This window comes from Trinickia sp. HAY1-2D, assembly GCF_056754935.1.
In genome coordinates this window covers 2,795,168-2,819,990 of record NZ_JBPGWX010000002.1, presented here as the reverse complement: position 1 = coordinate 2,819,990, position 24,823 = coordinate 2,795,168, and the positions used below count along the sequence as shown (strand labels likewise).

Sequence of the window (24,823 nt, the reverse complement as noted above, 5' to 3'; positions counted from 1 at the left end):
TGCGCCTGGCTGCCGCCCGTCGCAAATCAACTTTTAGCGCGTGCCGCGAGCTGTGCTTCGTAGTCGGCGCGCGCTGCGCGTACCGCCTCGCGCTCCGATACGGCCGGCACGGCGACTTCCCACCACCAGCCCCCATCGTCGGTCGTGCGGGCGGGATCGGTGTCGATGACGAGCACCGTCGTCCGATCGGCCGCACGCGCGCGCGCGAGCGCCGCTTCGAGGCCGGCCACGTCGGCCGCGTGTTCGGCATGTGCGCCCAGCGACCGCGCGTGAGCGGCGAAGTCGATCGCAGGTGCGCCCAGCGGGCCTTGCAGGCAATCGTCGAGCAGGTTGTTGAACGGCGCGCCGCCGCAGGCTTGCTGCAGCCGGTTGATGCAGCCGTAGCCGCGATTGTCGAGCACGACGACGATGAGCTTGGCCCCCAGCATCACGGACGTGGCGATCTCACTGTTCATCATCAGATAGCTGCCATCGCCCACGAGAACGATCACTTCGCGTTGCGGCCTGGCCAGCTTCACCCCGAGGCCACCGGCGATTTCGTAGCCCATGCACGAATAGCCATACTCGACGTGATAGCCGCCCGGGCGTGCGGCCCGCCAAAGCTTATGCAATTCGGCGGGCAGCGTTCCCGCCGCGCATACCGCGATATCCTCGGCTGCCGAGCGGGTGGACGAGCGCTGGACAGCGCCGATGACGTCGGCGTCGTACGGCAGTTTGCCCGGTACCGGCTCCGCATGGGTGCGCTGCGTAACCGTGTCGCACCATTGGCCGGCCAGTTGGCGTGCGCGTTCGGTCCAGGCCGTGCTCGCCCGCCATGATCCGAGACAAGCCGCGAGTGCGTCGATTGCCGCGCAGGCGTCGGCGATGACCGGCGCCGCGCGATGCTTGATCCCATCGAACATATTCGCGTTGACACAGACCACTTCGGCTTGCGTGAAGAGCGTGTTCGAGCCCGTCGTGAAGTCCTGCAGGCGCGTGCCGATGGCCAGCACGCAATCGGCTTCGTGCGCGAGCGCGTTGGCGGCGCTCGAGCCCGTGACGCCGATCGCACCGACATTGAGCGGATGATCCCAAGGCAGCGTGCTTTTGCCGGCTTGCGTCTCCGCAACCGGGATGCCGTGCCGTTCGGCCAGCGCCGCGAGCGCGATGGCGGCACCGCGGCTGTAGAGCACGCCGCCGCCGGCGACGATGATCGGGTTCGTGGCGCGTTGCAAGGCTGCGAGCGCGGCATCCAGTTCCGCGGCGCTCGGGGCAGGCGAGTGGAACGTGACCAGCCGCGTCGCGAAGAAATCGACCGGGAAATCGTATGCCATCGCCTGGACGTCTTGCGGCATCGCGAGCGTGACGGGGCCGCACAGCGCGGCGTCGGTCAGCACGCGCAGCGCACGCGGCAGCGCGGTCAGCAGTTGCGCCGGATGGACGATGCGATCGAAGTATCGCGATACCGGTTTGAGCGTGTCATTGGCGGAGACGCCGCCGTCGTGGAAGTCCTCGACCTGCTGCAGCACCGGGTCCGGTGCGCGCGAGACGAAGATATCGCCGGGCAGCAGCAGGACGGGCAATCGATTGACATGAGCGAGCGCCGCCGCCGTGACGAGATTCGTCGCGCCCGGTCCGATCGAGGTCGTCACGGCCATCATGCGGCGGCGAAAATGCGCTTTCGCATAGGCGATGGCCGCATGCGCCATCGCTTGCTCGTTGTGCGCGCGATAGGTGGGCATTACTTCGCGGTGCTGATAGAGCGCCTCGCCGATGCCGGCTACATTGCCGTGGCCGAAGATGGCGAACACGCCGCCGAAAAGCGGCACGGTCTCGGTCTGGCCGTCGTCGGTGTCGATCGACACGCGCTGGGCAGCGAGAAACCTGACGAGTGCCTGCGCGGCGGTGAGACGGACGGTAGCGCCCGTACCGGCGTGCCGAGCGAGGTTCGGCTCGGGAGCGTTTTCGGGTGCATTCATCACGCGGCCTCCGAGTTTGCGGTCGACGCATGCGGCGTGGCATTCGCGCGCGCCGCGCGCCATGCGCCGATCAATGTTTCGAATCTTTCGCGTACGTTCGCGATCAGGGCGTCGTCGCCGATCTCCCCTGCGAGCCAGGCACGACTCGGCTCATGGAAAATCGTGCGTCCGACCGTGAAGCCCTTGCAGGCCGTCGACGCGGCGGCGGCGCGAAAGCCCTCCGCCAACTGCTCGACGCCAGCCGACAAGCCGAGCAGCACGACACCGCGGCAGTAAGGGTCGCGCTCGGCGATGAGCGCGTCGATCGCTTGCCATTGCACGGCCGTCATCGGCGCGAGCTTCCACCATTCGGGTTGAATGCCTAGGTTGTAGAGACGCTTGAGCGCGCGGTAGACCGTGTCGGGCGCGTCGGGCAGCGCGGTGCGCTTCGGCGGGATGACTTCGAGCAACAGCTCGTGTCCGCTGGCCTGAACCGCGTCATAAAGCGCGCGCAGCTGCGCTTCCTGCTCGACGCGTTCGTCGATCGGCGCGTCGGGGTGATACTGGACGAGGCATTTGACGACGTGCTCGCGCGGCCAGCTTGCGAGCGTCGTGCCGATGGAACGGCCGTGCTCGAAGACTAGCGGGAGCGACCCCGGCAGCTCGACCGGACGACCGATCCACCAGCCGCGGCCCGTTGCCGCGTTCAGCGCATCCTGCCCGTAGCGATCGTCGATGAGCACGCCGATGCGTCCCTCGAGCGTGAGGCTTTTCTCGGTGAGCGCGACGGCTTGCACGAAAAGCTGCTTGAGCGCGGCGATGCGCGTCTCGTCGGCACCGGTTTGCTGCGCCAGCTCGAAGAACTGATTCCGATGATCGAAGGCAAAGCCCAGGACTTCATCGCGCGGCGTGCGCTTGACGCTGACGCGATGCAGCCGCGAGAGGGCGGCATCGCGATCGGGGCGACGCATGCGGGCCGGGTCCTGCGCGGCGGCTTCGCGGAAGTAGGCGAGCTCGGCTGGCGTGGGCATCGCCGGGGCGCACGCGTGGCGCGCCACCACGAGCGCACCGCAGATGTTGGCGGTCTGCGCGCAGCGCTCGAACGGCGCGTCGCGTAGCCACTCGGACAGAAAGCCCGAGGCGAACGCATCCCCGGCGCCGAGCACGTTGAGGACTTCTACTTCTACACCGCGATAAGTCGGCGCATCGTCGATCGATGCGGGCACGGCCCCATCGACGATCGTGCAGCCGAGCGGCCCGCGCTTGACGACCAGCGTGGCGCTCGTGACCGCGCGCACCATCGCCAGCGCATCGACGAGTTCATGCTTGCCCCCGGCGATGCGGAACTCCTCCTCCGTGCCGATGACGAGATCGAAAAGCGGCAGGATGCGCTGCAAGTGCGCGGTCACGCTCTCGTTCGCGATGAAGCGCGTTTCTCCGTCCGCTTTACCCGTGAGGCCCCAAAGCACCGGCCGATAGTCGATATCGAGCACCGTGCGGACTTGATTGCGGCGCGCGTAATCGAGCGCGCGGCGGCTCGCGCGATTGACGCGCTCGGTCGAGAAATGCGTGCCCGTGATCAGGAGCGCCTTGCTCGACGCGATGAATGCCTCGTCGAAGTCGCTTTCGTCGATCGCCATATCGGCGCAGTTTTCGCGATAAAAGATGAGCGGAAACGTATCGCGGTCCTTCAGGCCGAGCAGCACGAGCGCGGTGAGCCGATCCGTGTCGACGCGCGTGTGGCTGACGTCGCAGCCTTCGAGCGCGAGCGTTTCGGTCAGAAAACGGCCCATATGGTCGTTGCCGACGCGTGCGAGCATCGCCGAGGCGAGGCCGAGCCGGGCGCAGCCGAAGGCAATGTTGGCCGAGGAGCCGCCGAGATATTTGGCGAAGCTCGACACGTCTTCCAGTCGCGCGCCGATTTGTTGAGCGTAGAGATCGACCGCGAGCCGGCCGAGGCAGATGATGTCGCGGGTGCGGCCCGGCGCGAAGCGACTCGGCGTGGCCGTGGCGAGGGTAGGTTGGTTCGCTGCCATGGAAAGTTCGGGATCGTTGTGAAAGGGCGTGTCAGATCGTGGCGCCATCGAGTTCGGCGATCATCTTTTGCATCTCGGCGCCGCCCGCCATCATGTCGAGAACGGCTTCCTTGCTGATCGTTTCCTTCGTGAACGTGCCCATCGAGCGGCCTCGATTGAGCAGCGTGAACGAGTCGCCGATCGGATAGGCGTGATGGACGTTGTGAGTGATGAAGATAACGGAAATGCCGCGCTCGCGTGCCTTGTGAATCAGCCTGAGGACATTGAAGCTTTGCTTGACGCCGAGCGCCGCGGTCGGCTCGTCGAGGATCAGGACACGCGCGCCGAAATGAATGGCGCGTGCGATGGCGAGGCACTGGCGCTCGCCGCCCGACATCGTGCCGATCGGCTGGTTCGCATCGCGCACATGGATGCCCATTTCGGCCAGTTTGTCATGAGCCGTCTGCGCCGCCGTTTCGATATCCATGACGTTCACGAGCCCGAAAAGCTTTTTCTGCGGCTCGCGGCCCATGAAGAAATTGCGCGCAACGGACATGAGCGGCACGAGCGCGAGATCCTGATAGACGGTCGCGATGCCCAGGTCGAGCGCGTCTTTCGGCGAACCGAAATGCACGGGTTTGCCGTCGACGCGATAAGTGCCTTCGCTCGGCGCATGCACGCCCGCGAGCGTCTTGATGAGCGTCGACTTGCCGGCGCCGTTGTCGCCGAGCAGGCAGTGGACCTCGCCGCGCCGCAGCTTGATCGTGACATCCTTGAGTGCAATGACATTGCCGAAGTAGCGGCTCACGTTTTCGAGCGCGAGGATGAAATCGTCGTCGTTCGTCGTGGGGTGTTCGAGGGTAGACATGGTTCAGTCTCCTGTCGTTCGGAGTTCGCGCTTAGCGCGACGTCGCGACGCGGCTGCGGACGTAGTGATTGAAGAGCACGGCGAAAAGCAGCATCAGGCCGAGGAATACGCGGAACCAGTCCGAATCGATATTCGTGTAGCTGATGCCGATCTGCACGACACCGAAGATGAGTGCGCCGAACGACGCGCCGACGACGGAGCCATAGCCGCCCGTGAGCAGCGTGCCGCCGATCACCGCGGCGATGATGGCCTCGAACTCCTTTTGCAGGCCGCGGTCGGCCGCGGCCGAACCGATGTCGCAGACTTGCAGCACAGCAAAGAGGCACGAGCAGAACGCGGTCAGCACGAAAAGCCGAATCTTGACGCGCCGAACGGGCACGCCGACATTCTTGGCCGCGTTGGCGTCGCCGCCGACGGCGAAAATCCAGTTGCCGAAGCGAGTCTTGGCAAGCGTGAAGGCGCCGACGGCGGCGAGCGCGATCCACCAGACGATTACCTTCGGCACGCCGGGCACGAGCGGCTCGCCGTTATCGAGCAACCGCACGATTCCGATATGCGCGAGCCAGCGGAAAAAATCGTGGAACGCGACGCCCTGAAAGAGCGTATGCGCGATTGCGCTGTGGGTGGCCACGTCGCCGACGCCCGAGATGATCGTTCGATCCGCGAACATGACGGACAGCGCGAGCGTCAGGCCGCGCAGAATGAAGAGAAAAGCAAGCGTGACGATGAACGACGGCAGCCTCGTGCGCATGACGAGATAGCCATTGAGCGCGCCGAGCGCCATCGAGCCCACGAAGGCGAACAGAATCGAGAGTTCGATCGGCCAATGGAAGTACATCGTCGGCAGGGCGACCATCATGCCCGCGAACCCGATCATCGAACCGATCGACAGATCGAACTCGCCGGCGATCATGAGCAGACATGCGCCGACGGACAGGATGCCGAGATAGGCGGCAACCTGCGACCAGTTCATGATGCCGTCGAGGTTGAACATGCCCGAATCGCGCGCGCCGAGCGCGAAGACGAGAAACACCATGACCGTGCCGGCGAGCGCGGCGAATTCGGGACGGTTGAGCAGATGTTTGAACCACGACTCGCGGCGCACGCGTTCGTCGGCGGCCGCCGCGGAAGCGGCGCTTGGGGAGGAACCCGGCTGCTCGGGGTGGCTCGGGTTGCCGTGGATTTGATCGGTGACGCTCATCGAATGTCTCCAAGCTGAATCGCGCGGGCGAACCGGGCCAGGCATCCCCGGGCCAAGCCCGTTCGTGCCGCGCAAGAAAAGTGGAATCGGAGGTCGAGCCGCGCTTATACGCCTGGGCTAAGCGCGGCTGCGTTCAGCGGTACTGGCCCGCGAACTTGACGACCTTATCGACGTTCTCCTTGGTGATGAAGCCGGGGCCGGAGCGGATCGTGGTCGCCTCATAGACGGGGTCCAGACCATAGTCGGCCAGACGCTTCTTGAACTTCTCGTTGCTTTGCAAGATCTTCTCGATCTTGACCGGATCGGTCGTGTGGTCCTTCTTTACGATGGCCAGCACGGCAACCGGGATATAGCCTTGCAAGTAGGGCTGCTGGTCGATCGCGAACTGGATCGTGCCGTCCTTGATACCGTTTGCGATATCTTGCGAGAAGTCGAACGTCGCGAACCAGATCTTCCCGGCCTTGCCCATTTGCTGCAGTGCCTTGATCGTCGGCTCAGCCGAATTGGGGCCGAGCGCGAGCACGCCGCCGGTGTCCGGATGGTTGCGCAGGTATGCCTGAACCTTCGTCTGAATGCCCGTCGGATCGGTGCCCGCATCGAGCGTCGAGGTCTTGAAATTGACGCCGAGCGCCTCGGCAAAACCGCGGCAGCGCTCGAACGAGGCAGGGTTCGTTGCGTAGTGATTGACGCAGAGGAACGACTTGACGCCCGCCGCCTTCGCCTTCAGGCCGGCGGCATGACCTGCCGCGTATTCGGGCTGGCCGATATGCATGATCGCGCCCAGTTCCTTGCTCTGCTGTTCCGTGCCCGAGTTGATCGTCACGAGCGGGATGTGCTTGTCCGTCACCTTCTTGATCGAACCCTTCAGCACGTCGTAATCGGCGATTGTCGCAATGACGCCGTCATAGTTGCGTGCCGCGGCCTGCTCGATGAGACGCGCCATGTCCGACAAGTCGCCGTTGGGCGGATTGCGGTAATCGGTCTGAACGTTGAAGTCCTCGTCGGCCTGCTTGATCGCATTCTTGATCGTGTTCCACCAGGAATCGGAATCGGGCGCGTGGCTGATCAGCACGAATTTCGCATCGGCCGCCTGGGCGGCCGGCGCGGCGAACGCCGTGAATGCGATGGCGAGCCCCGATGCGAGCGTTGCCGCGATCGTCTTCAAAGCGGCCTTGCGGTTGCCTTGTCTCATTTGTCTCCACCTGTTCGAAGTTATGTTGTGACGAGCGCGGCGCAGAACCCGGCCATATCGCTCAGGGAAAAGAGTAGGCGAACTTGCGCGAGATTGCAAAGAAAATTTCATCCATGTGAGAAATGGAAAATTCATTCCATTTCGACAGGCCAACGCCTATAATCCGCATCCATCGCCTGCTGCGGTAAGTGTTGTGCAGTGCGGGAGAACAGAGGGGACATCAGTCATGCAGGAAGACAGCACAGATCAGCTTCCGAGCGTCGAAGAGTTGATGCAGCGTGTCGCGGATGCGTACGACTCGCTGCCGCGGCAACTGAAAAGCGTGGCCACGTATCTCGAGCAGCACCGCTCGAGTGTCATGGTGGACCGCACGAGCGACATTGCGGCGAGTTGCGGCGTGCACCCGTCGGCCGTCGTCCGTTTCGCGCAGCGCTTCGGGTTTTCCGGGTTTTCCGATCTGCAGGAAGTGTTCAAGCAGGCCTACACGGGCCACAACCCTTCGGGGCAGACCTACAAGCAGCGGATCCGCAAGCTGATCGACGACAAGCCGGGACGCCTGTCGGGCCGGACGATGGCGCGCGAATTCATCACGGCCTGCCGCAACGGATTGGACGAGCTCGATGCCTCGCTCGACGACGAGCAGTTCGACGCGGCCGTGACGATGCTTGAACGCGCGGAAAACATCTACGTGGTGGGCGTGCGCCGCTCTTTCGCCGTGGCGAGCTACATCGTCTATGCGCTCCAGCACACAGCCAAGCGCGTGCATCTGGTTTCCGGCTTCGGCGGTATGTACCGGGAGCAGATCCGCAGCGTGAAAAAGGGCGACGTCGTCGTCGCCATCAGCTTCGAACCCTATGGTCGCGAAACGCAGTATTGCCTGCGCGTCGCGCATCATCACCAGGCGCAAACGCTCGTCATTACCGATAGCCGCCTGTCTCCGCTCGCACGGTATGCGAGCGCGCAACTGTTTGTGAAGGAAGGCAGCGCGTTTGCATTTCGCGCGCTGACAAGCACGATCTGCCTGTGTCAGGCGCTTTTCGTCGCGCTGGCCTACAGGCTCGAACTCAAAGTTGAAGAATCCAAAGACACTGGAGGATACGATGACTGACAAGACCCACGGCACCATGAACGTCGCCGTGTTCGGGGCCGGCCGCATTGGCCGCATTCACGCAGGCAACCTCGCGCGGCAGCCGGGTGTTCGGCTCAAGTATGTGGTCGATGTGAACCGTGAAGCGGCCGATGCATCGGCGCGCGAGCATGGTGCGGAAGTCGTCGAGGCCGATGTCGCGCTCGGCGACCGCTCGATCGGTGCGACGGTCATCTGCTCGAGCACGGACACGCACGCGGATCTGATCGAGCGCTCGGCCGCGCAGGGCAAACATGTGTTTTGCGAAAAGCCCGTCGATCTCGCGCTCGAACGCGCGCGTGCCTGCGCGCAAGCGGTCGAGCGTGCCGGCGTGGTTTGCATGATCGGGTTTCAGCGCCGCTTCGATCCGACGTTCGCGGCCGTCAAGGCGCGGCTCGATGCGGGGGAAATCGGGACGCCCGAGATGCTCGTCGTGACGAGCCGGGATCCGGGCGCACCGCCCGTCGAATACATCAAGCGCTCGGGCGGCATCTTCAAGGACATGCTCATTCACGACTTCGACATTTTCCGCTGGATACTCGGCGATGAAGCCGAGACGCTGCATGCGACGGGCAGCTGCCTGACCGATCCGGCGATCGAGCAGGCGGGGGATGCGGATTCGACCGCGGTCACGATCCGCACGAAGGGTGGGCGGCTTTGCCAGATCAATACGACACGGCGGGCGGCCTATGGCTACGATCAGCGTTTCGAAGTGCTCGGCAGCGGCGGCATGCTGCAGGCGGGCAATGTACGGCCGACGGAGGTGACGGCATTCAGCGCGCGGGCCGTATCGACCGACGTTCCCGAGGCGTTTTTTCTCGAGCGCTACCGTACCGCGTACGCGAACGAAATTGCCCATTTTTTCGATGCGGTGACGCGCGGCACAGCCGTACGCACGACGATTGCCGACGGCGTGAAGGCGCTCGAGCTGGCCGAGGCGGCGACGCGTTCGTGGCGCGAAGGGCGCGCGGTGCGCATCGACGAAACGGCGGCTTGATCGAACCGGGTGGAGTGTGGAGATGACGACTATTGCCAATCACGCGCCGATCAGGATCGGCGTAGCAGGGCTTGGCCGCCTCGGCGCCCGGCACGCAATGAATCTGGCCTACCGGGTTCCGGGAGCGGTACTGACAGCCGTTTGCAGTCCCGTCGAGGCGGAGCGCGCTTGGGCGCGCGAGGCGCTGCCCGGGCCGCGGCTTCATGCCGATTACGCAGCCCTCCTTGCCGACAGCGAAATCGATGCAGTGTGGCTCGTGACGCCTTCGTCGCTGCACGCCGAGCAGATCGTGGCCGCGCTGCGAGCGGGCAAGCATGTGTTTTGCGAGAAGCCGTTGTCGCTCGATGTGGCCGAGTGCGAGCGCGTGCTGGCCGTGGCGCGCGAGCATCCGTCGCTCATTGCGACGATCGGGTTCATGCGCCGCTTCGATCCCAGCTACCGCGATGCATACGACAAAGTGGCGGCGGGCCAGATAGGGCGGCCGTTCATGATCCGCTCTCAGACGACGGACAAGAACGATCCGGAAGGGTTCTTCGTCCGCTTCGCGCCCACCTCGGGCGGGATCTTTCTCGATTGCACCGTGCACGATATCGATATCGCGCGTTGGTTCTTCGGCAACGCGCGCGCCACGCGTGCTTATGCGACGGGGACGATCGCGCTGCACGAGGGTTTGCGCGAGTGCGGCGATGTCGATAACGGCGTGGGGGTCGTCGAATTCGAGGGCGGCCGGCTTGCGGTTTTTTATGCTTCGCGCACGATGGCGCATGGAAACGATACGCACAGCGAGGTCATCGGTACGTCGGGTGCGCTCACCATCGGTCAGAATCCGCGCGCCAATCGCGTCGAGATCTACGATGAACGCGGTGTGCGAAATGAATGCACGCCGACGTTCTTCGATCGTTTCGAAGAGGCGTTTTTGTGCGAGGCGCAGGCTTTTGTCGCGTCGGTCGCGTCGGTCGCATCGGTTGCGTCCGGTGGCCCGGGCGACGGTGTGGCGTCCGGAGCCTCGCTTGCCGACGCGCTCGAAGCGACGCGTATCGGACAGGCGCTGCGTCGGGCGCTCGAAAGCGGACAACCTGTCGCGCTATAGCTGTGGCGCAGTGGCATATCGCTCGCCACTGCGTGGAACCGATCCCTTGCGACGGGCCTGTTGAGCAGGCCCGTCTTGCTCTTTCGGGCGTTCGTCCGAGAAACCCGCGCATCGATTTCGCCGATCTTTTCCGTCGGTAGTTTATCGCTCAGTTCTGCCGCAGTTGTTTTCGCATCACACGTCATTTTCCATCTCGATAATTAGGAATGCTAATCGGCTTATGTCGAGGATGGGGCGCGCTCATTTTTTCGTGCGGCGAACATTCCACCGTATGGCGTGGCCTGTGGGTCGTGCCGCGGCTTATCGCCCTGCGAAATCCAGATAATCGGATAAGGGCATCTTTTTATAGACCGGAGGTTGCTGTGAATCGAGTGATCCTGGTGAATGGCAACAAGGTTGGTTGGACGGCGGCATTGACGGCGCTCTCGTTCGGCATTTGTGTTTTTCCGCTCGTGAGAATGAGCGGCGTCGAGATAGGCTATTTGACGACGGACGACCTGATAAGGAGATTTCTGATTTTGCCGCTGACGGTGAGCTTCTACGTTTTCGTGGCTTGCTTCGCGCTGACGGGTTTCGATAGCGCTCGAGACGAGGTGCGCAACGACTCGAAACCCGCGTCCGCGGGGGAGGAGCGCGGGGCGTTGGACATGGCCCAGGTGGTCGGCGTTATTTGGCTCAATCCACTGTGTCGACGCGATTATCCGACCGAATGGCGAATTCTCTGGACACTGGGCTTGATAAAGTCGGATCAGGTTTGTGATTGGCCGGGAACGAGCGCGATGAAACCTGGCGCCATGCGACCTGCGCTGACAGTCGCAGGTCAAAACGGGGATAGCGAAACGTTCCATCGAACCCATCAAAGCTATATCGATGAAATGTTCGGGCTGCTCGCCCGCGGGCACTTTGACGGCTTCGGTCCAGGGGCGGATATACGCGTGGAATACGCCATCCCAGCTTATCGGCTCGATCCCGCTGAAGTCCAAGAGTATGTGCGCGGGCGGCTCGTCCGTGAATTCGCTCGTGAGAGTGCGCCGCTGGACGGCCGCGGGGCTCAGGTGTGGCCGCGCGTGAATTTGACGCGCGGCGGCGCGAATGCCGGCTTCGCCTCGCTGAATGCGGCGATGGACTATCTACAGGAGAATCCGGACAAGAGCGTGTGGGTGATGAACTGGGACGCTCCGGATCGCCCGTCGAAAGGCAAACAGTCCAGCGAGAATATGGCGTTGCTGGTGCTTGCGGGGCCACGTTACGAGGCGCAGTGCGAGCCGCTTGCATGGATCGGCAGGGCGGTCACTGGGAGTATCAAGAACTACGTTCCGAGGCCAGGTGCGGTGCGGGCTGTCGAAGCATGGCGAGATACCGTGGCGATGGCGGCTGCCTATGCGCATAGCGAAGTAGCAAATATCGATTACGTGATCCATGACGCCGGGGCGGGTAGCGATGCCGCTGCAGCGCGGCTTGGCACGCTTGGCCGTTCGTTGACCGAAATGCTTGCAGCCTTCGATTACCGCAAGCAAACCTTCAATACGGCGGCGCGCCTGGGCGATATGGGCGCGGGTAGCGCGCTCACCAACGTCGCGATGGCGATCGGCCGGGCACACCATGTCGGCAACAAGGTGCTCGTTGCGGGGACGACCGATTCCGAGCGCCCGGTCGGCGTAGTCGTTGTGCCTCCCGAGCGGCCCGATGGCGCCGCTCTCGGCGCCGTACAGTTCCGTGCACGCAGTTGGAGCAGCGGCGATCTGCCGTGGTGGGGAGAAGCTGTGACGCAAGCGTCGCGCGGTGCGCTGCGGTAAAATTCGACGTTTACGTTGCTCGATTCAACTGGTCACGGCTGACGTGGCCGGGCCGTTCACGACGAAGGCCGATCACCGATGGAAATTCATAAGGAAGTCGACGCGCGCGGGCTCAATTGTCCGCTGCCGATTCTGCGCGCGAAAAAGGCGCTGGCCGACATGCAGAGCGGACAGATTCTCAAGGTGCTGGCGACAGATCCGGGCTCGCAGCGCGATTTTGCGGCGTTCGCCAAGCAGACGGGTAATGAGATCGTCGAAAGTTCGGCGCAGGATAAGACATTTGTGTTTTTGATGCGTCGTCGTTGAGCGGGGCGGCTCGCGGCGCCGCTTTTCGCAACTATGCCAGGCGGCGCCGAGTTGAGGGTGGCTTACCGCATCGGCAGATCGGAGAAAGCGGCACGAAGTTGCTCTGCGCGTCGATCGTTCAGTTCCGTCAGACATGCCAAGCGCCTCATGTCGGAGGCGTGACCGATGGCGCCGCCACCCAATGATGCCGAAACTGCGCATTGCGCCTCTCGGTAGCGCTCGAATGCCTTGTTCGACAGTTGCAACTTCGTTTTTGCCGAGCTGACGTACTTGGCGTCTTCATCCCATTTGCCGAGGGCGTCGTTGGTTTTGCGCTCGGCGTCTTTAAGGGCCGTTTCGCTTTCGCGCGCTTTTTTTTCGAGACAGTCGTGCATCCCCGCTTCGGAAGCGTCGCTGCATTGCTCGCGGATTGTGCGCTCGTTCTGTGGGGACGCTGCATGGGCGGACATGCTAGTAAGCAGTGAGTAGGAAAAGAAGAAAGCGGTGAGAACCCTCATTGTGCGCATACTGCAGCCTTTGCCTTTCGGACGAGATTTAATGCATAGTCGAGTTTCTTTGCACAGTTCGGGTCACCGCCGCCGTTGTACCGTAGGGCAATCGAGCTTGTCGAGATGACTCTCCATCCTGCAATCACACGCTCGACAGACGCCTTGCGGTATTTGATCAGGTGTCCGGGACGAAGTGGGCCAGCGGCGCTGGGATTGAGTTTTTTCAGCGATTCGACGGTCGTACCGCTGGCTTTGGCGATTTTATCCAGACTATCGCCCGGCTGATTTTGATCTCGTAGACCTTCGTATCCAATCCCGGGACGCTGCGGTAATCGAAAACGGCCATGCGCATCAAGAGGTAGCCGATACCGGCGCGGATGTTATAGCTCGGGATAGTCGTGCACGAGCCGATGTTTAATCGCCCTTTCCAAGAGGGCGGCAGGATTAATTCGCCGCCTTCTTTGCCGGATAGGAGCGATGCCAAGCCTGGGTCACCGGGCACGCCGATTTGCATGGGCTTGATTTTCCACTGGGGATGCTCGGCCCCCGTTTCTGTCCAGACCATGGCCTTGATCAGCTGCCAGTCCAGCGGCACGTAGCCAGCGGATCGGGCGAGATGGGTATTTATTTCATTGACCGCGACACGGATTTCACAGTCGTATTCGCCCCATTTTTTGTCGCTTGGCGCTTTGTTTAACGTTGCCTTCCATTTTTCGAGGCCTGTTTGTTCGGCAGCTCCCAGTGCCATGACCCGTCCTTTTAAGTAACGCCGCCAGATAGTTGCGATGAAGCGAGGCGCTGGCTTGTAATCGACGTAAAAGAGGGTGACATGGTACGGCTTGTGTAATTCCCTTTCAACAGGAACGCAAAAAAATGAGGCGTATCCGCGTTTCGAGGTTAACGGCGCAGACAGGTTTGTCTTGGCAGTTAATCCGCGTGCGTCCAACGGCTTACAACGGAACCGGCGATGGCACATTGGGGGCGGACCAGGGTGCCGCACGTGGAGGCGGGCGACGCGAGCGTGTAATCGAGCACCTGCTCGTCCGAGGCACGCGACGGGCTGTTGCGTGACCGATCCGGGCTCGCAGTGCGATTTTGCGGCGTTCGCCAAGCAGACGGGTAATGAGATCGTCGAAAGTTCGGCGCAGGATAAGACATTTGTGTTTTTGATGCGTCGCCGTTGAGCGGCGTGGCTCGCGGTGCCGCTTTTCGCAACTATGCCAGGCGGCGCCGAGTTGAGGGGTGGCTTACCGCATCGGCAGATCGGAGAAAGCGGCACGAAGTTGCTCTGCGCGTCGATCGGCCGAAAATGCGCATTGCATCTCGCGGTAGCGCTCAAATGCTTTGTTCGAATCGCGCCTCAGGCGGCCGCGAGCAGATCGAATTCGGTATGAATCTTGTCGTAGGGCACGTGGAGTTTGCCGTTCGGCGTGCGCTCGATCAGCCCCCACTCGAGCAACACGGCGGCATCTTCGTGAACCCGCTTCACGTCACGCGCCAAGCTCCGCGCGACTGCGCGCAAACTGACTTCGCCCAGTGCTTGTAGCCGCTCGATCAGCTCCCAACGCTTTGGCGTCAGCACGGTGAACAAAGCTTTGGGCGATTCGAATTCGAATGTATCAGTGTCAGAGCTGCCTTCATGCCAAGCCTTGACAAAACGCTCGCCCATTTCCGCGAGCGCCGTGGCCGTATGCCGGCGAATGCGAATGGTGGCAGTTTTCATAGTGCCCTCCTGCGCGTGACTTCCTCGATGAACTCCCGGATCAACTCTTCGGGGGTGGTGAATCGAAATGGCTCTTCTACACCATCGACGTGCCGATGGTCGCCTTTTGGCCGCTCATTGTCGTATCCGACGACACGATTGCCGGCATATCCATAGAACAGACGATACTTGTAGCGATGCGAACTTCCCGCGACCGGGGTCGGTACTTCCCAAACAACCATTTCAACGATCGCGCCGTCATCGAAAGCCATTGGGTCGCGATGGATCAGTCGAGCTTTCATGTTGGCAACTATGCCAACAGTCCGAGCTGTTGTCAATTCCGCCAACGCACGCCCCCAACAACCGGTGGCTCCAATGTTTCGGCGACTGACTCCCGGTCCTCCCCGGAAACGAAAGCTTCGATTCGGCTCCGGATACCTGTGGGCGCGGCCTCTGAACAGGGTGCCAAGCACGCCGCCAAGCCGAACCGGAAGAGGCAAGGGAGGCGTCTCGCTTGCGCCGGGTGTAAATCCGTGTTTGGGCGCATATGAGAGGCGCATAATCCGAGCTAAACGGAGTGTGTCCTACAGGTCGCCGGACGCGCCGCAAGCGCTGCGTCCCTCGCCTACAACGTCGACGGATCGATAAGAATCCGTAATCTCGAGGAGTTTGACAATGACTCTCAGCGGCGCGGCGACACGCGAATCAATCCACGTGGGTCAATTGAGGATCCAATACCTGATAGATGGAACTGCGACAGGCGGGATGGGTGTTTTCGAGTTGACCGTGCCCCCTAACGCGCAGGTTCCCCCGCCACACAGCCATACACATAACGAAGAATGCGTCTATGTGCTGGAAGGCACGCTTCGGTACTCGGTCGATGGAGCAGTCCGAGACCTGACACCGGGAGAATGGATGTTTACCGCACGGGGATCGGTCCATCACTTCAGCAATCCACATGATGGCATTGCCCGCGCGTTGATCGTTCTGACTCCCGACATTGGCGCTCAGTATTTTCGTGATGTCGGAGCAATCGTCAATGCCGGCGGCCCGCCCGACCGCGAGAAACTTATCGAGGTCATGTCCAGGTACGGGCTCGTGCCAGCGACCCCACCGCACTGAACGACGATCGCTTTCAATCCAACCGCAGCACGCCCTCAACCAGTTGCGAACGGCGGCGAGTGCGTCACTCGCGCCGCCCGCACACCAATCCTAGCTATCCATCACCGGCGAGCGCGTGCGCAGATAATGCTCGAACTCCTCCGCCACTTCCGGATGGCGCAGCGCGAACTCCACCGTTGCCTTCAGGTACCCGAGCTTGCTGCCGCAATCGAAACGCGTGCCGTGATACTTGTACGCAAGCACCTGCTCGTCCGAGAGCAACGACTGAATCGCATCGGTGAGCTGAATCTCACCGCCGGTACCGGGCTTGATCGAACGCAGATGCTCGAAAATGCGGGGTTTCAGGACATACCGGCCAACCACGCCGAGATTCGACGGCGCAACATCAGGCGCCGGCTTCTCGACGATGCCCGACATCTTGATGATCGCGTCTTCCCATTCCTTGCCATCGACGATCCCGTAAGACTTCGTCTCTTGCGGCGGAATCTCCTCAACGCCGATGACCGAGCTGTGATAGTGGTCGAACACGTCGACCATCTGCTTCATGACACTCGGCACCCCGTAGAGCAGGTCGTCCGCGAGGATGACGGCGAACGGATTGTCGCCGACGAGCTTCTCGGCACACAGCACCGCGTGCCCCAACCCGAGCGCCTCAGGCTGCCGCACGTAGAAGCAGTCGACATGGCTCGGCTTGATGCTGCGCACGAGTTCGAGCAGCCGCTCCTTGCCGCGTGCCTCGAGCTCCGCTTCGATCTCATAGGACTTATCGAAGTGGTCTTCGATCGCGCGCTTGCTGCGTCCGGTCACGAAAATCATTTCGGTGATGCCTGCTGACATCGCTTCTTCCACCGCATACTGGATCAGTGGTTTGTCGACGATCGGCAGCATCTCCTTGGGGCTCGCCTTGGTGGCGGGAAGAAACCGTGTGCCGAGACCGGCCACGGGAAAGACTGCCTTGGTGACTTTTAGCATGGCATTACCCTGATTTTATCGATTGGCTTCGTCGAAACGACTCGTCCGGCACGCGTCATACAGGCAGCCGTGCCAGCTGCGCGCTCAGCTTGGCGACGGTGTCCCTGTATTGTGACAGCCTTTTTTGCTCCTGCTCCACGACCGCGGCCGGTGCTTTTGCGACAAAAGATTCGTTGCCAAGTTTCGCAGCGCACTTGGTAATTTCCGCGTCAAGCCGAGCAATTTCCTTGCCAAGGCGCTCCCGCTCTGCCCCGACGTCGATTTCGACCTTCAGAACGAGCCGGTCGCCCCCGGCGATCGCGGTGGGCGCGCCGTGCGCTTCGCGATCCAGCGTGGCCTCGTCCGGAATGATGCGCACCTCGGAAAGGCGCGCGAGCGCCTGCGCATAGGCCGCAAAGCTCGTCCAACGGGTGGCGTCGCCGTGCACGAGCAGCGGCACCTTCGTCGCGGGCGACAGGTTCATTTCCCCGCGCAGATTGCGGCAGGCGTCGACGGCGGCCTTCAGATCGGCTGCCCAGCGCTCGGCCGCCTCGTCGATCTTGCTCTCCCGCGCGCGCGGATAGGGCTGCACCATGACGGACGCGGCACCGGGGGCTGCGTCCTGCGGGTAGCTGTCGGTGAGCGGTGCCACCTTTTGCCATAGCGCCTCGGTAATGAACGGGATGATCGGGTGCGCGAGCCGCAGCACCGTTTCGAGCACACGCAACAGCGTGCGGCGCGTGGCGCGCTGCTGAGCCGGCGTGCCGTTTTGCAGCTGCACCTTGGCCAGTTCGAGGTACCAGTCGCAATACTCGTCCCAGACGAACTTGTAGAGCGTGTTCGCGACGTTGTCGAAGCGGTAATCCGTGAAACCCTTTTCCACCTCGGCTTCGGTTCGCTGCAGCAGCGAGACGATCCACCGGTCCGCCTGCGAGAAATCGGTGTAGCCGCCGGCCGCGCAGTCGCCAGGCGCGCAGGGCTTCGGTTTCGAAAATCCGCAATCGTGGCCTTCGCAGTTCATCAGGACGAAGCGCGTCGCGTTCCACAATTTGTTACAAAAATTGCGATAGCCCTCGCAGCGCGCGAGGTCGAAGTTGACGTTGCGCCCGAGCGTCGCCATGGAAGCCATCGTGAAGCGCAGCGCATCGGTGCCGAACGCGGCAATGCCGTTAGGAAACTCCTTGCGTGTCTTTTTCTCGATCGATTCGGCCTGTTTCGGGTTCATGAGGCCGGTCGTACGCTTGGACACCAGCGTTTCCAGATCGATGCCGTCGACGATATCGATCGGGTCGAGCGTGTTGCCCTTGCTCTTCGACATCTTCTGGCCTTCGTGGTCGCGCACGAGCCCGTGAACATAGACGGTCCCGAACGGAACGCGCCCGGTGAAGTGGGTCGTCATCATGATCATGCGCGCGACCCAGAAAAAGATGATGTCGAAGCCCGTGACGAGCACCGAGGAGGGCAGGAAGCACTGCAGCTCTTTCGTCTCGTTCGGCCAGCCCAGCGACGAGAACGGCACGAGCGCCGACGAAAACCAGGTGTCGAGCACGTCTTCATCACGCTTCAGCGCGCCCTTATAACCATGTTCCGCGGCTTGCGCGCGCGCCGCGTCCTCGCTGTGCGCGACAAACACTTCACCGTTCTCGCCATACCAGGCCGGAATCTGGTGGCCCCACCAGAGCTGGCGCGAAATGCACCAGTCCTGAATGTTCTCGAGCCACTGATAGTAGGTGGAGGTCCAATTTTCGGGCACGAACCGGATCTCGCCGCGACGCACGACATCGAGCGCCGTTTCTGCGATCGACTTGCCGGGGTTGAACGTGCCGGCGGGCGCCGGCTTGCTCATCGCGACGAACCACTGATCGGTCAGCATCGGCTCCAGCACGACACCGGTACGGTCCCCGCGCGGCACCATCAGCTTGTGGGGCTTGACCGCTTCGAGCAGGCCCGCCCGATCCAGATCGGCCACGATGCGCTTTCGGGCTTCGAAACGATCGAGACCGCGATAGGCCGCGGGTGCGTTGTCGTTGATCTTCGCGTCGAGCGTGAGGATTTCGACTTGCGGCAGCCCATGACGCTGGCCTACCTGATAGTTGTTGAAATCGTGCGCGGGCGTCACTTTCACGACACCCGTACCGAACTCGCGGTCCACGTAATCGTCGGCGATGATCAGAATTTCCCGATCGGTGAGCGGCAGTTTTGCCTTCTTGCCGATCAGCGCCGCATAGCGTTCATCGTCAGGGTGGACCATCAGGGCAACGTCGCCGAGCATCGTTTCGGGGCGCGTCGTGGCCACGGTGAGGTGGCCGCTACCGTCGACGAGCGGATAGCGGATATGCCAGAGATGGCCGTTTTCCTCCTCGCTCGCCACTTCGAGATCGGATACCGCGGTCATCAGCACCGGGTCCCAGTTCACGAGCCGCTTGCCGCGGTAAATGAGACCTTGCTCGTAAAGCCGGACGAAGACGTCGGAGACCACTTTCGACATCTTTTCGTCCATCGTGAAATATTCGCGCGACCAATCGATCGATGCGCCGAGGCGCCGCACCTGCTGGGTGATCGTGGAGCCCGATTGCGTCTTCCAGGCCCAGACACGTTCGACGAACTGCTCGCGCCCGAGATCGTGACGCGACACGCCTTGCTGATCGAGCTGGCGTTCGACGACGATTTGCGTGGCGATGCCCGCGTGGTCCGTGCCGGGCAGCCAGAGCGTGTTGTCGCCGAGCATGCGGTGATAGCGCGTCAAACCGTCCATGATCGTCTGGTTGAACGCGTGCCCCATATGCAGGGTGCCCGTGACGTTCGGCGGCGGCAGCTGAATCGAGAAATTGGGCCGGCCCAGCTCGAAAGACGGGGCGGCGTAGCCGCGTCTTTCCCATTCGGGCCCCCATTGGGCCTCGATCGTCTGGGGCTCGAAACTCTTCGCCAGCGTGGTGTCGCTCATGGTTGGAAATCCGCGGAAAGATGCATGAAAAGACCGTACGAAACGTTGAATTATAAAGGGTCGCACGTTCGGGCGGCCGCGTCGGCGGGCCGAGCGCCTTGGCCCGATGCGCCCGTAGGCGAGCGCCGGCGCAGTCCCGCTGGCTATAATGGGCGCCGTGCCTCGTCTATCGCCCCCTCCATGCCCGATCTGCTTGCCAATCTGAACCCCGAACAACTCGCGGCCGTCACGCTGCCGAACGAACCGGCGCTGATTCTGGCCGGTGCCGGTAGCGGCAAAACGCGCGTGCTCATTACGCGGATCGCATGGCTGATCCAGCAGGGGCTCGCGTCGCCTGCGACGGTGCTCGCCGTCACGTTCACGAACAAGGCGGCGCGTGAAATGATGGCGCGGTTGTCGGCGCTGTTGCCGATCGACACGCGCGGCATGTGGATCGGCACGTTTCACGGTCTGTGCAATCGGATGCTGCGCGCCCATCATCGCGATGCGGCGCTGCCCGCCACGTTCCAGATTCTCGATACGGCCGATCAGCTGTCGGCGATCAAGCGGCTGATGAAGGGCTTGAACGTCGACGACGAAAAATATCCTCCGAAGAATCTGCAGTACTTCATCAACAATGCGAAGGAACAGGGGCTGCGGCCCGATCAGGTGGATGCCACCGACAACTTCAACCTGAAGTTCGTCGAGCTCTACCGCGCCTACGAGCAACAATGCCAGCGCGAAGGCGTCGTCGACTTCCCCGAACTGCTCCTGCGCTGCTACGAGTTGCTCGCGCACAATGCGCCGCTGCGCGCGCACTATCAGGCGCGCTTTCGCCACATCCTCGTCGACGAATTCCAGGATACGAACAAGCTCCAGTACGCATGGCTCAAGATGCTGGCCGGACAGTCGAATGCCATTTTCGCTGTCGGCGACGACGATCAGTCCATCTACGCGTTTCGCGGGGCGAACGTTGGCAACATGCGCGATTTCGAGCGCGAGTTCAACGTGCGGCATCTGATCAAACTCGAACAGAACTACCGCTCGCACGGGCACATTCTCGACGCCGCCAACGAACTGATCGCGAACAATGCGCGCCGGCTCGGCAAGAACCTGCGCACCGATGCGGGCCACGGCGAGCCCGTACGGGTCTACGAGGCGGCCACGGACACGCAGGAGGCCGCCTGGATCGTCGAGGAAATCCGCGCGCTCATGAACAACGGGCTCGCGCGCAGCGAAATGGCCATCCTTTATCGCAGCAACGCACAATCGCGCGCGATCGAGCATACGCTCGTCAACGCCGGCGTTGCATACCGCGTCTACGGAGGGCTGCGCTTCTTCGAGCGGCAGGAGGTCAAGCATGCCTTGGCGTATCTGCGGCTCATCGACAATCCAAACGACGATACGGCCTTCACACGCGTCGTGAATTTTCCGACACGCGGTATCGGCGCGCGCTCGATCGAGCAGCTAGCCGACGCGGCGCGGCTTTACAACTGTTCCATGGCGGCCGCCATTCCCTACGTGACCGGAAAAGCCGGTTCGAGCCTTGCCGCGTTCGCGAATCTCATTGCGAAGATGCGCGCCGAAACCGAGCGCATGAGCCTGCCGGAGACGGTCGAGCATGTCGTGCGCGGGAGCGGTCTCGCGGCTTTCTACGAGGGCGAGCGCGAGGGGCAGGACAGGCTCGAGAACTTGCAGGAGCTCGTCAACGCGGCTGCCGCGTTCGTGAGCGAGGAGGGCTACGGTCTCGATACCCCCGCACGTTCGATACCGCTCGCACCGGGCGCTACCGCCGCACCGGCTCTTGCGCCCGATCCGGACGACGCGGGCGTGACCGTACTCGACGCGCCGGGGCTGGGCGAGCCCGCGCAAAACCCGGACACGATGACGCCGCTCGCGGGCTTTCTTTCGCATGCGTCGCTCGAAGCGGGCGATTCCCAGGCGCAGGCGGGCCAGGATGCCGTGCAACTGATGACGGTGCACGCGGCGAAGGGACTCGAATTCACGGCTGTCTTCATTTCGGGGCTCGAGGAAGGGCTTTTCCCGCATGAAAACAGTGCGATCGACCCGGACGGGCTCGAGGAGGAGCGCCGCCTCATGTACGTGGCGATCACACGCGCGAAGGAGCGCCTGTACCTCTCTTTTGCGCAAAGCCGCATGTTGCACGGCCAGACGCGCTACAACGTGCGTTCGCGGTTTTTCGATGAGTTGCCGCAGGCCACGCTGAAGTGGCTGACGCCGAAGGCCGAAGCGGGCGCGCGCTGGGGCGGGCGATCCGACAATGCCGCCTGGGGGCGCGATTGGTTCGCGCGGCCCGGCCGCGAGCAACAACGCTACGGCGGTTACGCCGCCGCCGAGGCGCCCGCGGCGCCGCTGCCTGCGTTTGCGAACGAACAGCGCGCGGCCGATACGGGTTTCCGGGTCGGCCAGCAGGTGTTTCACACGAAGTTCGGCGAAGGCGCTATCACCGCGCTCGAAGGCAGCGGTGCGGATGCGCGCGCGCACGTCCGATTCAAGCGGCATGGGGAGAAGTGGCTCGCACTCGCCGTCGCCAAACTGCAAGTGGTCGAGTGAGGGTGCGGATGGGCACGTACAACGATAGCGGCAGCGGCGCCGCACACCGCGGCGAGCAGGCCGTGCGCCGCCTGGGCGTGCTGGCGGCGCTGCCACAAGAGCTGGGCGATCTCGTCGAAGCGATGCGCGCTGAAGGCGAGACGCGCACGGTGACGCTCGGCCGGCGCGACTATCACGTAGGCACCGTGTACGGCGTGCCCTGCGTGACCACGCTTGCGCGGGTCGGTAAAGTCGCGGCGGCCGCCAGCGCGAGCGCGCTGATTCACGTCTTCGGTGTCCATTCGATGATCTTCACGGGCGTCGCGGGTGGCGTCGGCCCCGGCGTGCGAGTGGGCGATATCGTGGTCGCCGATTCCTCGCTGCAGCACGATCTCGACGCTTCGCCGCTTTTCCCGCGCTATGAGGTGCCGCTGCTCGAGCGCGCGCACTTTCCCACCGATGCGCTGCTGGCCGACCTGCTTGCAACCGCCTGTCAGCGGTTTCTTGTCGACGAAGGCGCAATGCTGGCCGAACGCTTTGGGTTTGCAGCGCCGCAAGTGCACCGTGGCTTGATCATCAGCGGTGACAGGTTCGTCTCGAGCACGACTGAAGTACGCGCGCTGGCGCATGCATTGCCCGAGGCGATGGCCGTCGAGATGGAAGGTGCGGCCATAGCGCAGGTCTGCTATGAACATGACGTACCGCACGCGATCGTGCGGACGATTTCGGACACGGCCGACGATCATGCAACCGCGTTGTTCACCACATTCTTGAGCGATATCGCCGGCGCTTATTCTTCGGGCGTGCTGCAACGCTTCTTGCGCTCTTATGCGGACGCTGCCGCGCCGGCGGGCGCCTAGCGCCAGTTCCACGAGCGATTCGTTGCGTGACTACTGCCGGTCGATGTCGATCATCCAATTCGGCTGCGCATGGCGCACGAGCTTGCTCTCATAGAGTGCATTTGCCACGTTGAGTGCCTGTACGCCCGCGACGTTGTCGATCTTGTATGCGGCGCCGTCTGCAATGGGTTTGGCGCGCAATCCGCGTTCAGCGAGCCAAGCCTCGGCGCGTTTCGCGCGCTTGCCGTCCGCGACCGTGAACACGACGCCCGGTGCCTGGACCATGAGTTTTCCTCGACGCCAATCGGCGCGGGTCGAATAACGGTCATTCACGACTCCTTGCGGTAACGGTGGACCCGACGGCGCAAGGTAGTCGTTTTCAGTTTTCGCCCCCGGCGCGGGGCGAGAATTCGGACGAATTGAGCCCCGCGATGTGCGGAGCAAGGTGCTTGGACTAGGCGGCGCGAGCTTGCCGCTTTTGTTCGACGTCGGGCAGCAAGACGGTGAGAATGCCGATCAGCGGCAGGAACGAACAGACCTTGTAGACGTAGTCGATGCTCGTCACGTCGGCCAGCTTGCCGAGCACGGCTGCGCCGATCCCGCCGAGGCCGAACGCGAACCCGAAGAACAAGCCGGCCACCATCCCGACGTTGCCCGGGATCAGCTCCTGCGCGTAGACCAGAATGGCCGAGAACGCCGAGGCGAGCACGAGACCGATGAGCACGGTCAGCACGCTGGTCCAGAACAAATTCGCGTACGGCAGCAGCAGCGTGAACGGAGCGACGCCAAGGATCGACACCCAGATCACATACTTGCGCCCGACGCGATCGCCGATCGGGCCGCCCACGATCGTCCCCGCCGCGACGGACGCCAGGAAGACGAACAGATGGATCTGCGCGGCCTGCACGCTCAGATGGAACTTGTCGATCAGATAAAAGGTGAAGTAGCTGTTGATGCTCGCGAGGTAGAAGTACTTCGAGAACACGAGCAGCACCAGCACGCCGATAGCGAGCGCGACGCGTTGCCTGGAGAGTGACGGGTGGCCTGCGCGGACCTGCGCCTTTTTCTTCGTGGCCGGATGCCGGTTGTACCAGCGGCCGACTTGCGCGAGCACGACGATGGCGACGAGCGCCGCAACCGAAAACCAGGCGATGCTGCGTTGGCCGTGAGGAATGATGACGAGCGCGGCGAGCAGCGGGCCCAGTGAGGTACCGGCGTTGCCGCCCACCTGAAACAGCGACTGCGCGAGCCCGTAGCGGCCTCCCGAGGCCATGCGCGCCACCCGCGACGACTCGGGGTGGAACACGGACGAACCGCATCCGACGAGCGCCGCCGCGACGAGCAGTACACCGAAGCTCGGGGCAACGGACATCAAGAGCAGCCCGCTCAACGTGAACCCCATGCCGACCGGCAGCGAGTACGGCTGCGGACGCTTGTCGGTATAGATCCCGACGAGCGGTTGCAGCAGCGATGCCGTGATCTGATAGGTCAGCGTGATGAGGCCGACTTGCGCGAACGACAGCGAAAAGTTCGCTTTGAGCATCGGATAAATCGCCAGAACGAGCGACTGAATCATGTCGTTCAGCAGGTGCGAGAAGCTGATTGCCCCCAGAACGGAATAAACGGTGCGCTGTATACCGCCGGCGGCAGCCGTGGGGGCGGGTATGTTAGGCGCGGCATTCGCCGCGAGAGCGTTTTTTTGCATGCCAGGCATCCT

General features: G+C 62.8%; 21 protein-coding genes and 1 pseudogene. 9 read left to right on the top strand and 13 right to left on the bottom strand.

Annotation, left to right across the window (positions count from 1 at the left end; genetic code table 11):
- Positions 1–26: 26 nt before the first annotated feature.
- From iolD to ACR9ZC_RS20225, 5 genes are all read right to left on the bottom strand, one after another.
- Positions 27–1,958: a 3D-(3,5/4)-trihydroxycyclohexane-1,2-dione acylhydrolase (decyclizing) gene (iolD, locus tag ACR9ZC_RS20245; protein ID WP_481581670.1), complete on the bottom strand. Its 1,932-nt coding sequence runs from the start codon at positions 1,956–1,958 to the stop codon at positions 27–29.
- On the bottom strand, positions 1,958–3,973 hold the full coding sequence (locus tag ACR9ZC_RS20240; RefSeq protein ID WP_481581669.1) for a bifunctional 5-dehydro-2-deoxygluconokinase/5-dehydro-2-deoxyphosphogluconate aldolase: 2,016 nt from the start codon (positions 3,971–3,973) through the stop codon (positions 1,958–1,960). Before ACR9ZC_RS20240 ends, iolD begins: the two co-directional genes overlap by 1 nt.
- Positions 3,974–4,004: 31 nt before the next feature.
- Complete coding sequence (locus ACR9ZC_RS20235; RefSeq protein ID WP_481581668.1) at positions 4,005–4,820, bottom strand: ATP-binding cassette domain-containing protein; 816 nt, start codon at positions 4,818–4,820, stop codon at positions 4,005–4,007.
- 31 nt (positions 4,821–4,851) lie between these two features.
- Entirely contained in the window at positions 4,852–6,021 is a 1,170-nt protein-coding gene (locus tag ACR9ZC_RS20230; protein WP_481581667.1) for an ABC transporter permease, read from the bottom strand.
- A gap of 133 nt (positions 6,022–6,154) precedes the next feature.
- The gene (locus ACR9ZC_RS20225; protein ID WP_331566060.1) at positions 6,155–7,213 is read right to left on the bottom strand and encodes a sugar ABC transporter substrate-binding protein; all 1,059 of its coding nucleotides are present in this window, start codon (positions 7,211–7,213) and stop codon (positions 6,155–6,157) included.
- Positions 7,214–7,439: 226 nt separating this feature from the next.
- On the opposite strand from ACR9ZC_RS20225, the gene ACR9ZC_RS20220 reads away from it, so the two are divergent.
- The 5 genes from ACR9ZC_RS20220 (at position 7,440) to ACR9ZC_RS20200 (ending at position 12,528) form a co-directional block, all read left to right on the top strand.
- Positions 7,440–8,321: a MurR/RpiR family transcriptional regulator gene (locus tag ACR9ZC_RS20220; RefSeq protein ID WP_331566058.1), complete on the top strand. Its 882-nt coding sequence runs from the start codon at positions 7,440–7,442 to the stop codon at positions 8,319–8,321.
- A complete protein-coding gene (iolG, locus tag ACR9ZC_RS20215; RefSeq protein WP_481581666.1) occupies positions 8,314–9,336 on the top strand; it encodes an inositol 2-dehydrogenase in 1,023 nt (340 codons plus the stop codon). Before ACR9ZC_RS20220 ends, iolG begins: the two co-directional genes overlap by 8 nt.
- Positions 9,337–9,358: 22 nt before the next feature.
- A complete protein-coding gene (locus tag ACR9ZC_RS20210; RefSeq protein WP_481581665.1) occupies positions 9,359–10,426 on the top strand; it encodes a Gfo/Idh/MocA family oxidoreductase in 1,068 nt (355 codons plus the stop codon).
- Between the two features lie 362 nt (positions 10,427–10,788).
- Positions 10,789–12,222 carry a virulence factor gene (locus ACR9ZC_RS20205; protein WP_481581664.1) on the top strand — a complete coding sequence of 478 codons (1,434 nt, stop codon included), beginning with the start codon at positions 10,789–10,791 and terminating at the stop codon, positions 12,220–12,222.
- 78 nt (positions 12,223–12,300) lie between these two features.
- Positions 12,301–12,528 carry a sulfurtransferase TusA family protein gene (locus ACR9ZC_RS20200; protein ID WP_173254743.1) on the top strand — a complete coding sequence of 76 codons (228 nt, stop codon included), beginning with the start codon at positions 12,301–12,303 and terminating at the stop codon, positions 12,526–12,528.
- Between the two features lie 62 nt (positions 12,529–12,590).
- On the opposite strand, the gene ACR9ZC_RS20195 is transcribed toward ACR9ZC_RS20200, so the two are convergent.
- Positions 12,591–13,025 (bottom strand): lysozyme inhibitor LprI family protein, encoded by a 435-nt coding sequence (locus ACR9ZC_RS20195; RefSeq protein ID WP_481581663.1) that lies wholly within the window; start codon positions 13,023–13,025, stop codon positions 12,591–12,593.
- A gap of 214 nt (positions 13,026–13,239) precedes the next feature.
- A complete protein-coding gene (locus ACR9ZC_RS20190) occupies positions 13,240–13,764 on the bottom strand; it encodes a hypothetical protein (RefSeq protein ID WP_481581662.1) in 525 nt (174 codons plus the stop codon).
- 322 nt (positions 13,765–14,086) lie between these two features.
- Here ACR9ZC_RS20190 and ACR9ZC_RS20185 point away from each other — a divergent pair.
- Positions 14,087–14,200, top strand: a pseudogene (locus tag ACR9ZC_RS20185) (sulfurtransferase TusA family protein); the annotation flags it as partial.
- 176 nt (positions 14,201–14,376) lie between these two features.
- Here the strand turns inward: ACR9ZC_RS20185 and ACR9ZC_RS20180 are convergent.
- Positions 14,377–14,739 carry an HVO_A0114 family putative DNA-binding protein gene (locus ACR9ZC_RS20180; RefSeq protein ID WP_481581661.1) on the bottom strand — a complete coding sequence of 121 codons (363 nt, stop codon included), beginning with the start codon at positions 14,737–14,739 and terminating at the stop codon, positions 14,377–14,379.
- A complete protein-coding gene (locus ACR9ZC_RS20175; protein WP_481581660.1) occupies positions 14,736–15,020 on the bottom strand; it encodes a toxin-antitoxin system TumE family protein in 285 nt (94 codons plus the stop codon). Before ACR9ZC_RS20175 ends, ACR9ZC_RS20180 begins: the two co-directional genes overlap by 4 nt.
- 373 nt (positions 15,021–15,393) lie before the next feature.
- Here ACR9ZC_RS20175 and ACR9ZC_RS20170 point away from each other — a divergent pair, with 373 nt between their 5' ends.
- Positions 15,394–15,840: a cupin domain-containing protein gene (locus tag ACR9ZC_RS20170; protein WP_481581659.1), complete on the top strand. Its 447-nt coding sequence runs from the start codon at positions 15,394–15,396 to the stop codon at positions 15,838–15,840.
- Between the two features lie 90 nt (positions 15,841–15,930).
- Here ACR9ZC_RS20170 and galU read toward each other — a convergent pair whose 3' ends face one another.
- Positions 15,931–16,812, bottom strand: coding sequence for a UTP--glucose-1-phosphate uridylyltransferase GalU (galU, locus tag ACR9ZC_RS20165; RefSeq protein ID WP_331566048.1), 882 nt, complete (start codon positions 16,810–16,812; stop codon positions 15,931–15,933).
- Between the two features lie 55 nt (positions 16,813–16,867).
- Positions 16,868–19,735, bottom strand: a complete 2,868-nt coding sequence (locus ACR9ZC_RS20160; RefSeq protein WP_481581658.1) for a valine--tRNA ligase — start codon at positions 19,733–19,735, stop codon at positions 16,868–16,870.
- 180 nt (positions 19,736–19,915) lie between these two features.
- Here ACR9ZC_RS20160 and ACR9ZC_RS20155 point away from each other — a divergent pair, with 180 nt between their 5' ends.
- A complete protein-coding gene (locus tag ACR9ZC_RS20155; protein ID WP_481581657.1) occupies positions 19,916–22,288 on the top strand; it encodes a UvrD-helicase domain-containing protein in 2,373 nt (790 codons plus the stop codon).
- A gap of 8 nt (positions 22,289–22,296) precedes the next feature.
- The gene (locus ACR9ZC_RS20150) at positions 22,297–23,127 is read left to right on the top strand and encodes a 5'-methylthioadenosine/adenosylhomocysteine nucleosidase (protein ID WP_481581656.1); all 831 of its coding nucleotides are present in this window, start codon (positions 22,297–22,299) and stop codon (positions 23,125–23,127) included.
- A gap of 30 nt (positions 23,128–23,157) precedes the next feature.
- Here ACR9ZC_RS20150 and ACR9ZC_RS20145 read toward each other — a convergent pair whose 3' ends face one another.
- Together ACR9ZC_RS20145 and ACR9ZC_RS20140 are read right to left on the bottom strand one after the other, a co-directional pair.
- Positions 23,158–23,391 carry a hypothetical protein gene (locus ACR9ZC_RS20145; protein ID WP_481581655.1) on the bottom strand — a complete coding sequence of 78 codons (234 nt, stop codon included), beginning with the start codon at positions 23,389–23,391 and terminating at the stop codon, positions 23,158–23,160.
- 169 nt (positions 23,392–23,560) lie between these two features.
- A complete protein-coding gene (locus ACR9ZC_RS20140; protein WP_440563116.1) occupies positions 23,561–24,811 on the bottom strand; it encodes an MFS transporter in 1,251 nt (416 codons plus the stop codon).
- Positions 24,812–24,823: the final 12 nt, after the last annotated feature.

Excerpts from the sequence above, each read along its gene's own strand:
- iolD (WP_481581670.1), bottom strand. The coding sequence starts at position 1,958 with ATGAATGCACCCGAAAACGCTCCCGAGCCGAACCTCGCTCGGCACGCC.
- ACR9ZC_RS20240 (WP_481581669.1), bottom strand. The coding sequence starts at position 3,973 with ATGGCAGCGAACCAACCTACCCTCGCCACGGCCACGCCGAGTCGCTTC.
- ACR9ZC_RS20235 (WP_481581668.1), bottom strand. The coding sequence starts at position 4,820 with ATGTCTACCCTCGAACACCCCACGACGAACGACGACGATTTCATCCTC.
- ACR9ZC_RS20230 (WP_481581667.1), bottom strand. The coding sequence starts at position 6,021 with ATGAGCGTCACCGATCAAATCCACGGCAACCCGAGCCACCCCGAGCAG.
- ACR9ZC_RS20225 (WP_331566060.1), bottom strand. The coding sequence starts at position 7,213 with ATGAGACAAGGCAACCGCAAGGCCGCTTTGAAGACGATCGCGGCAACG.
- ACR9ZC_RS20220 (WP_331566058.1), top strand. The coding sequence starts at position 7,440 with ATGCAGGAAGACAGCACAGATCAGCTTCCGAGCGTCGAAGAGTTGATG.
- iolG (WP_481581666.1), top strand. The coding sequence starts at position 8,314 with ATGACTGACAAGACCCACGGCACCATGAACGTCGCCGTGTTCGGGGCC.
- ACR9ZC_RS20210 (WP_481581665.1), top strand. The coding sequence starts at position 9,359 with ATGACGACTATTGCCAATCACGCGCCGATCAGGATCGGCGTAGCAGGG.
- ACR9ZC_RS20200 (WP_173254743.1), top strand. The coding sequence starts at position 12,301 with ATGGAAATTCATAAGGAAGTCGACGCGCGCGGGCTCAATTGTCCGCTG.
- ACR9ZC_RS20195 (WP_481581663.1), bottom strand. The coding sequence starts at position 13,025 with ATGAGGGTTCTCACCGCTTTCTTCTTTTCCTACTCACTGCTTACTAGC.
- ACR9ZC_RS20190 (WP_481581662.1), bottom strand. The coding sequence starts at position 13,764 with ATGGCACTGGGAGCTGCCGAACAAACAGGCCTCGAAAAATGGAAGGCA.
- ACR9ZC_RS20180 (WP_481581661.1), bottom strand. The coding sequence starts at position 14,739 with ATGAAAACTGCCACCATTCGCATTCGCCGGCATACGGCCACGGCGCTC.
- ACR9ZC_RS20175 (WP_481581660.1), bottom strand. The coding sequence starts at position 15,020 with ATGAAAGCTCGACTGATCCATCGCGACCCAATGGCTTTCGATGACGGC.
- ACR9ZC_RS20170 (WP_481581659.1), top strand. The coding sequence starts at position 15,394 with ATGACTCTCAGCGGCGCGGCGACACGCGAATCAATCCACGTGGGTCAA.
- galU (WP_331566048.1), bottom strand. The coding sequence starts at position 16,812 with ATGCTAAAAGTCACCAAGGCAGTCTTTCCCGTGGCCGGTCTCGGCACA.
- ACR9ZC_RS20160 (WP_481581658.1), bottom strand. The coding sequence starts at position 19,735 with ATGAGCGACACCACGCTGGCGAAGAGTTTCGAGCCCCAGACGATCGAG.
- ACR9ZC_RS20155 (WP_481581657.1), top strand. The coding sequence starts at position 19,916 with ATGCCCGATCTGCTTGCCAATCTGAACCCCGAACAACTCGCGGCCGTC.
- ACR9ZC_RS20150 (WP_481581656.1), top strand. The coding sequence starts at position 22,297 with ATGGGCACGTACAACGATAGCGGCAGCGGCGCCGCACACCGCGGCGAG.
- ACR9ZC_RS20145 (WP_481581655.1), bottom strand. The coding sequence starts at position 23,391 with ATGGTCCAGGCACCGGGCGTCGTGTTCACGGTCGCGGACGGCAAGCGC.
- ACR9ZC_RS20140 (WP_440563116.1), bottom strand. The coding sequence starts at position 24,811 with ATGCAAAAAAACGCTCTCGCGGCGAATGCCGCGCCTAACATACCCGCC.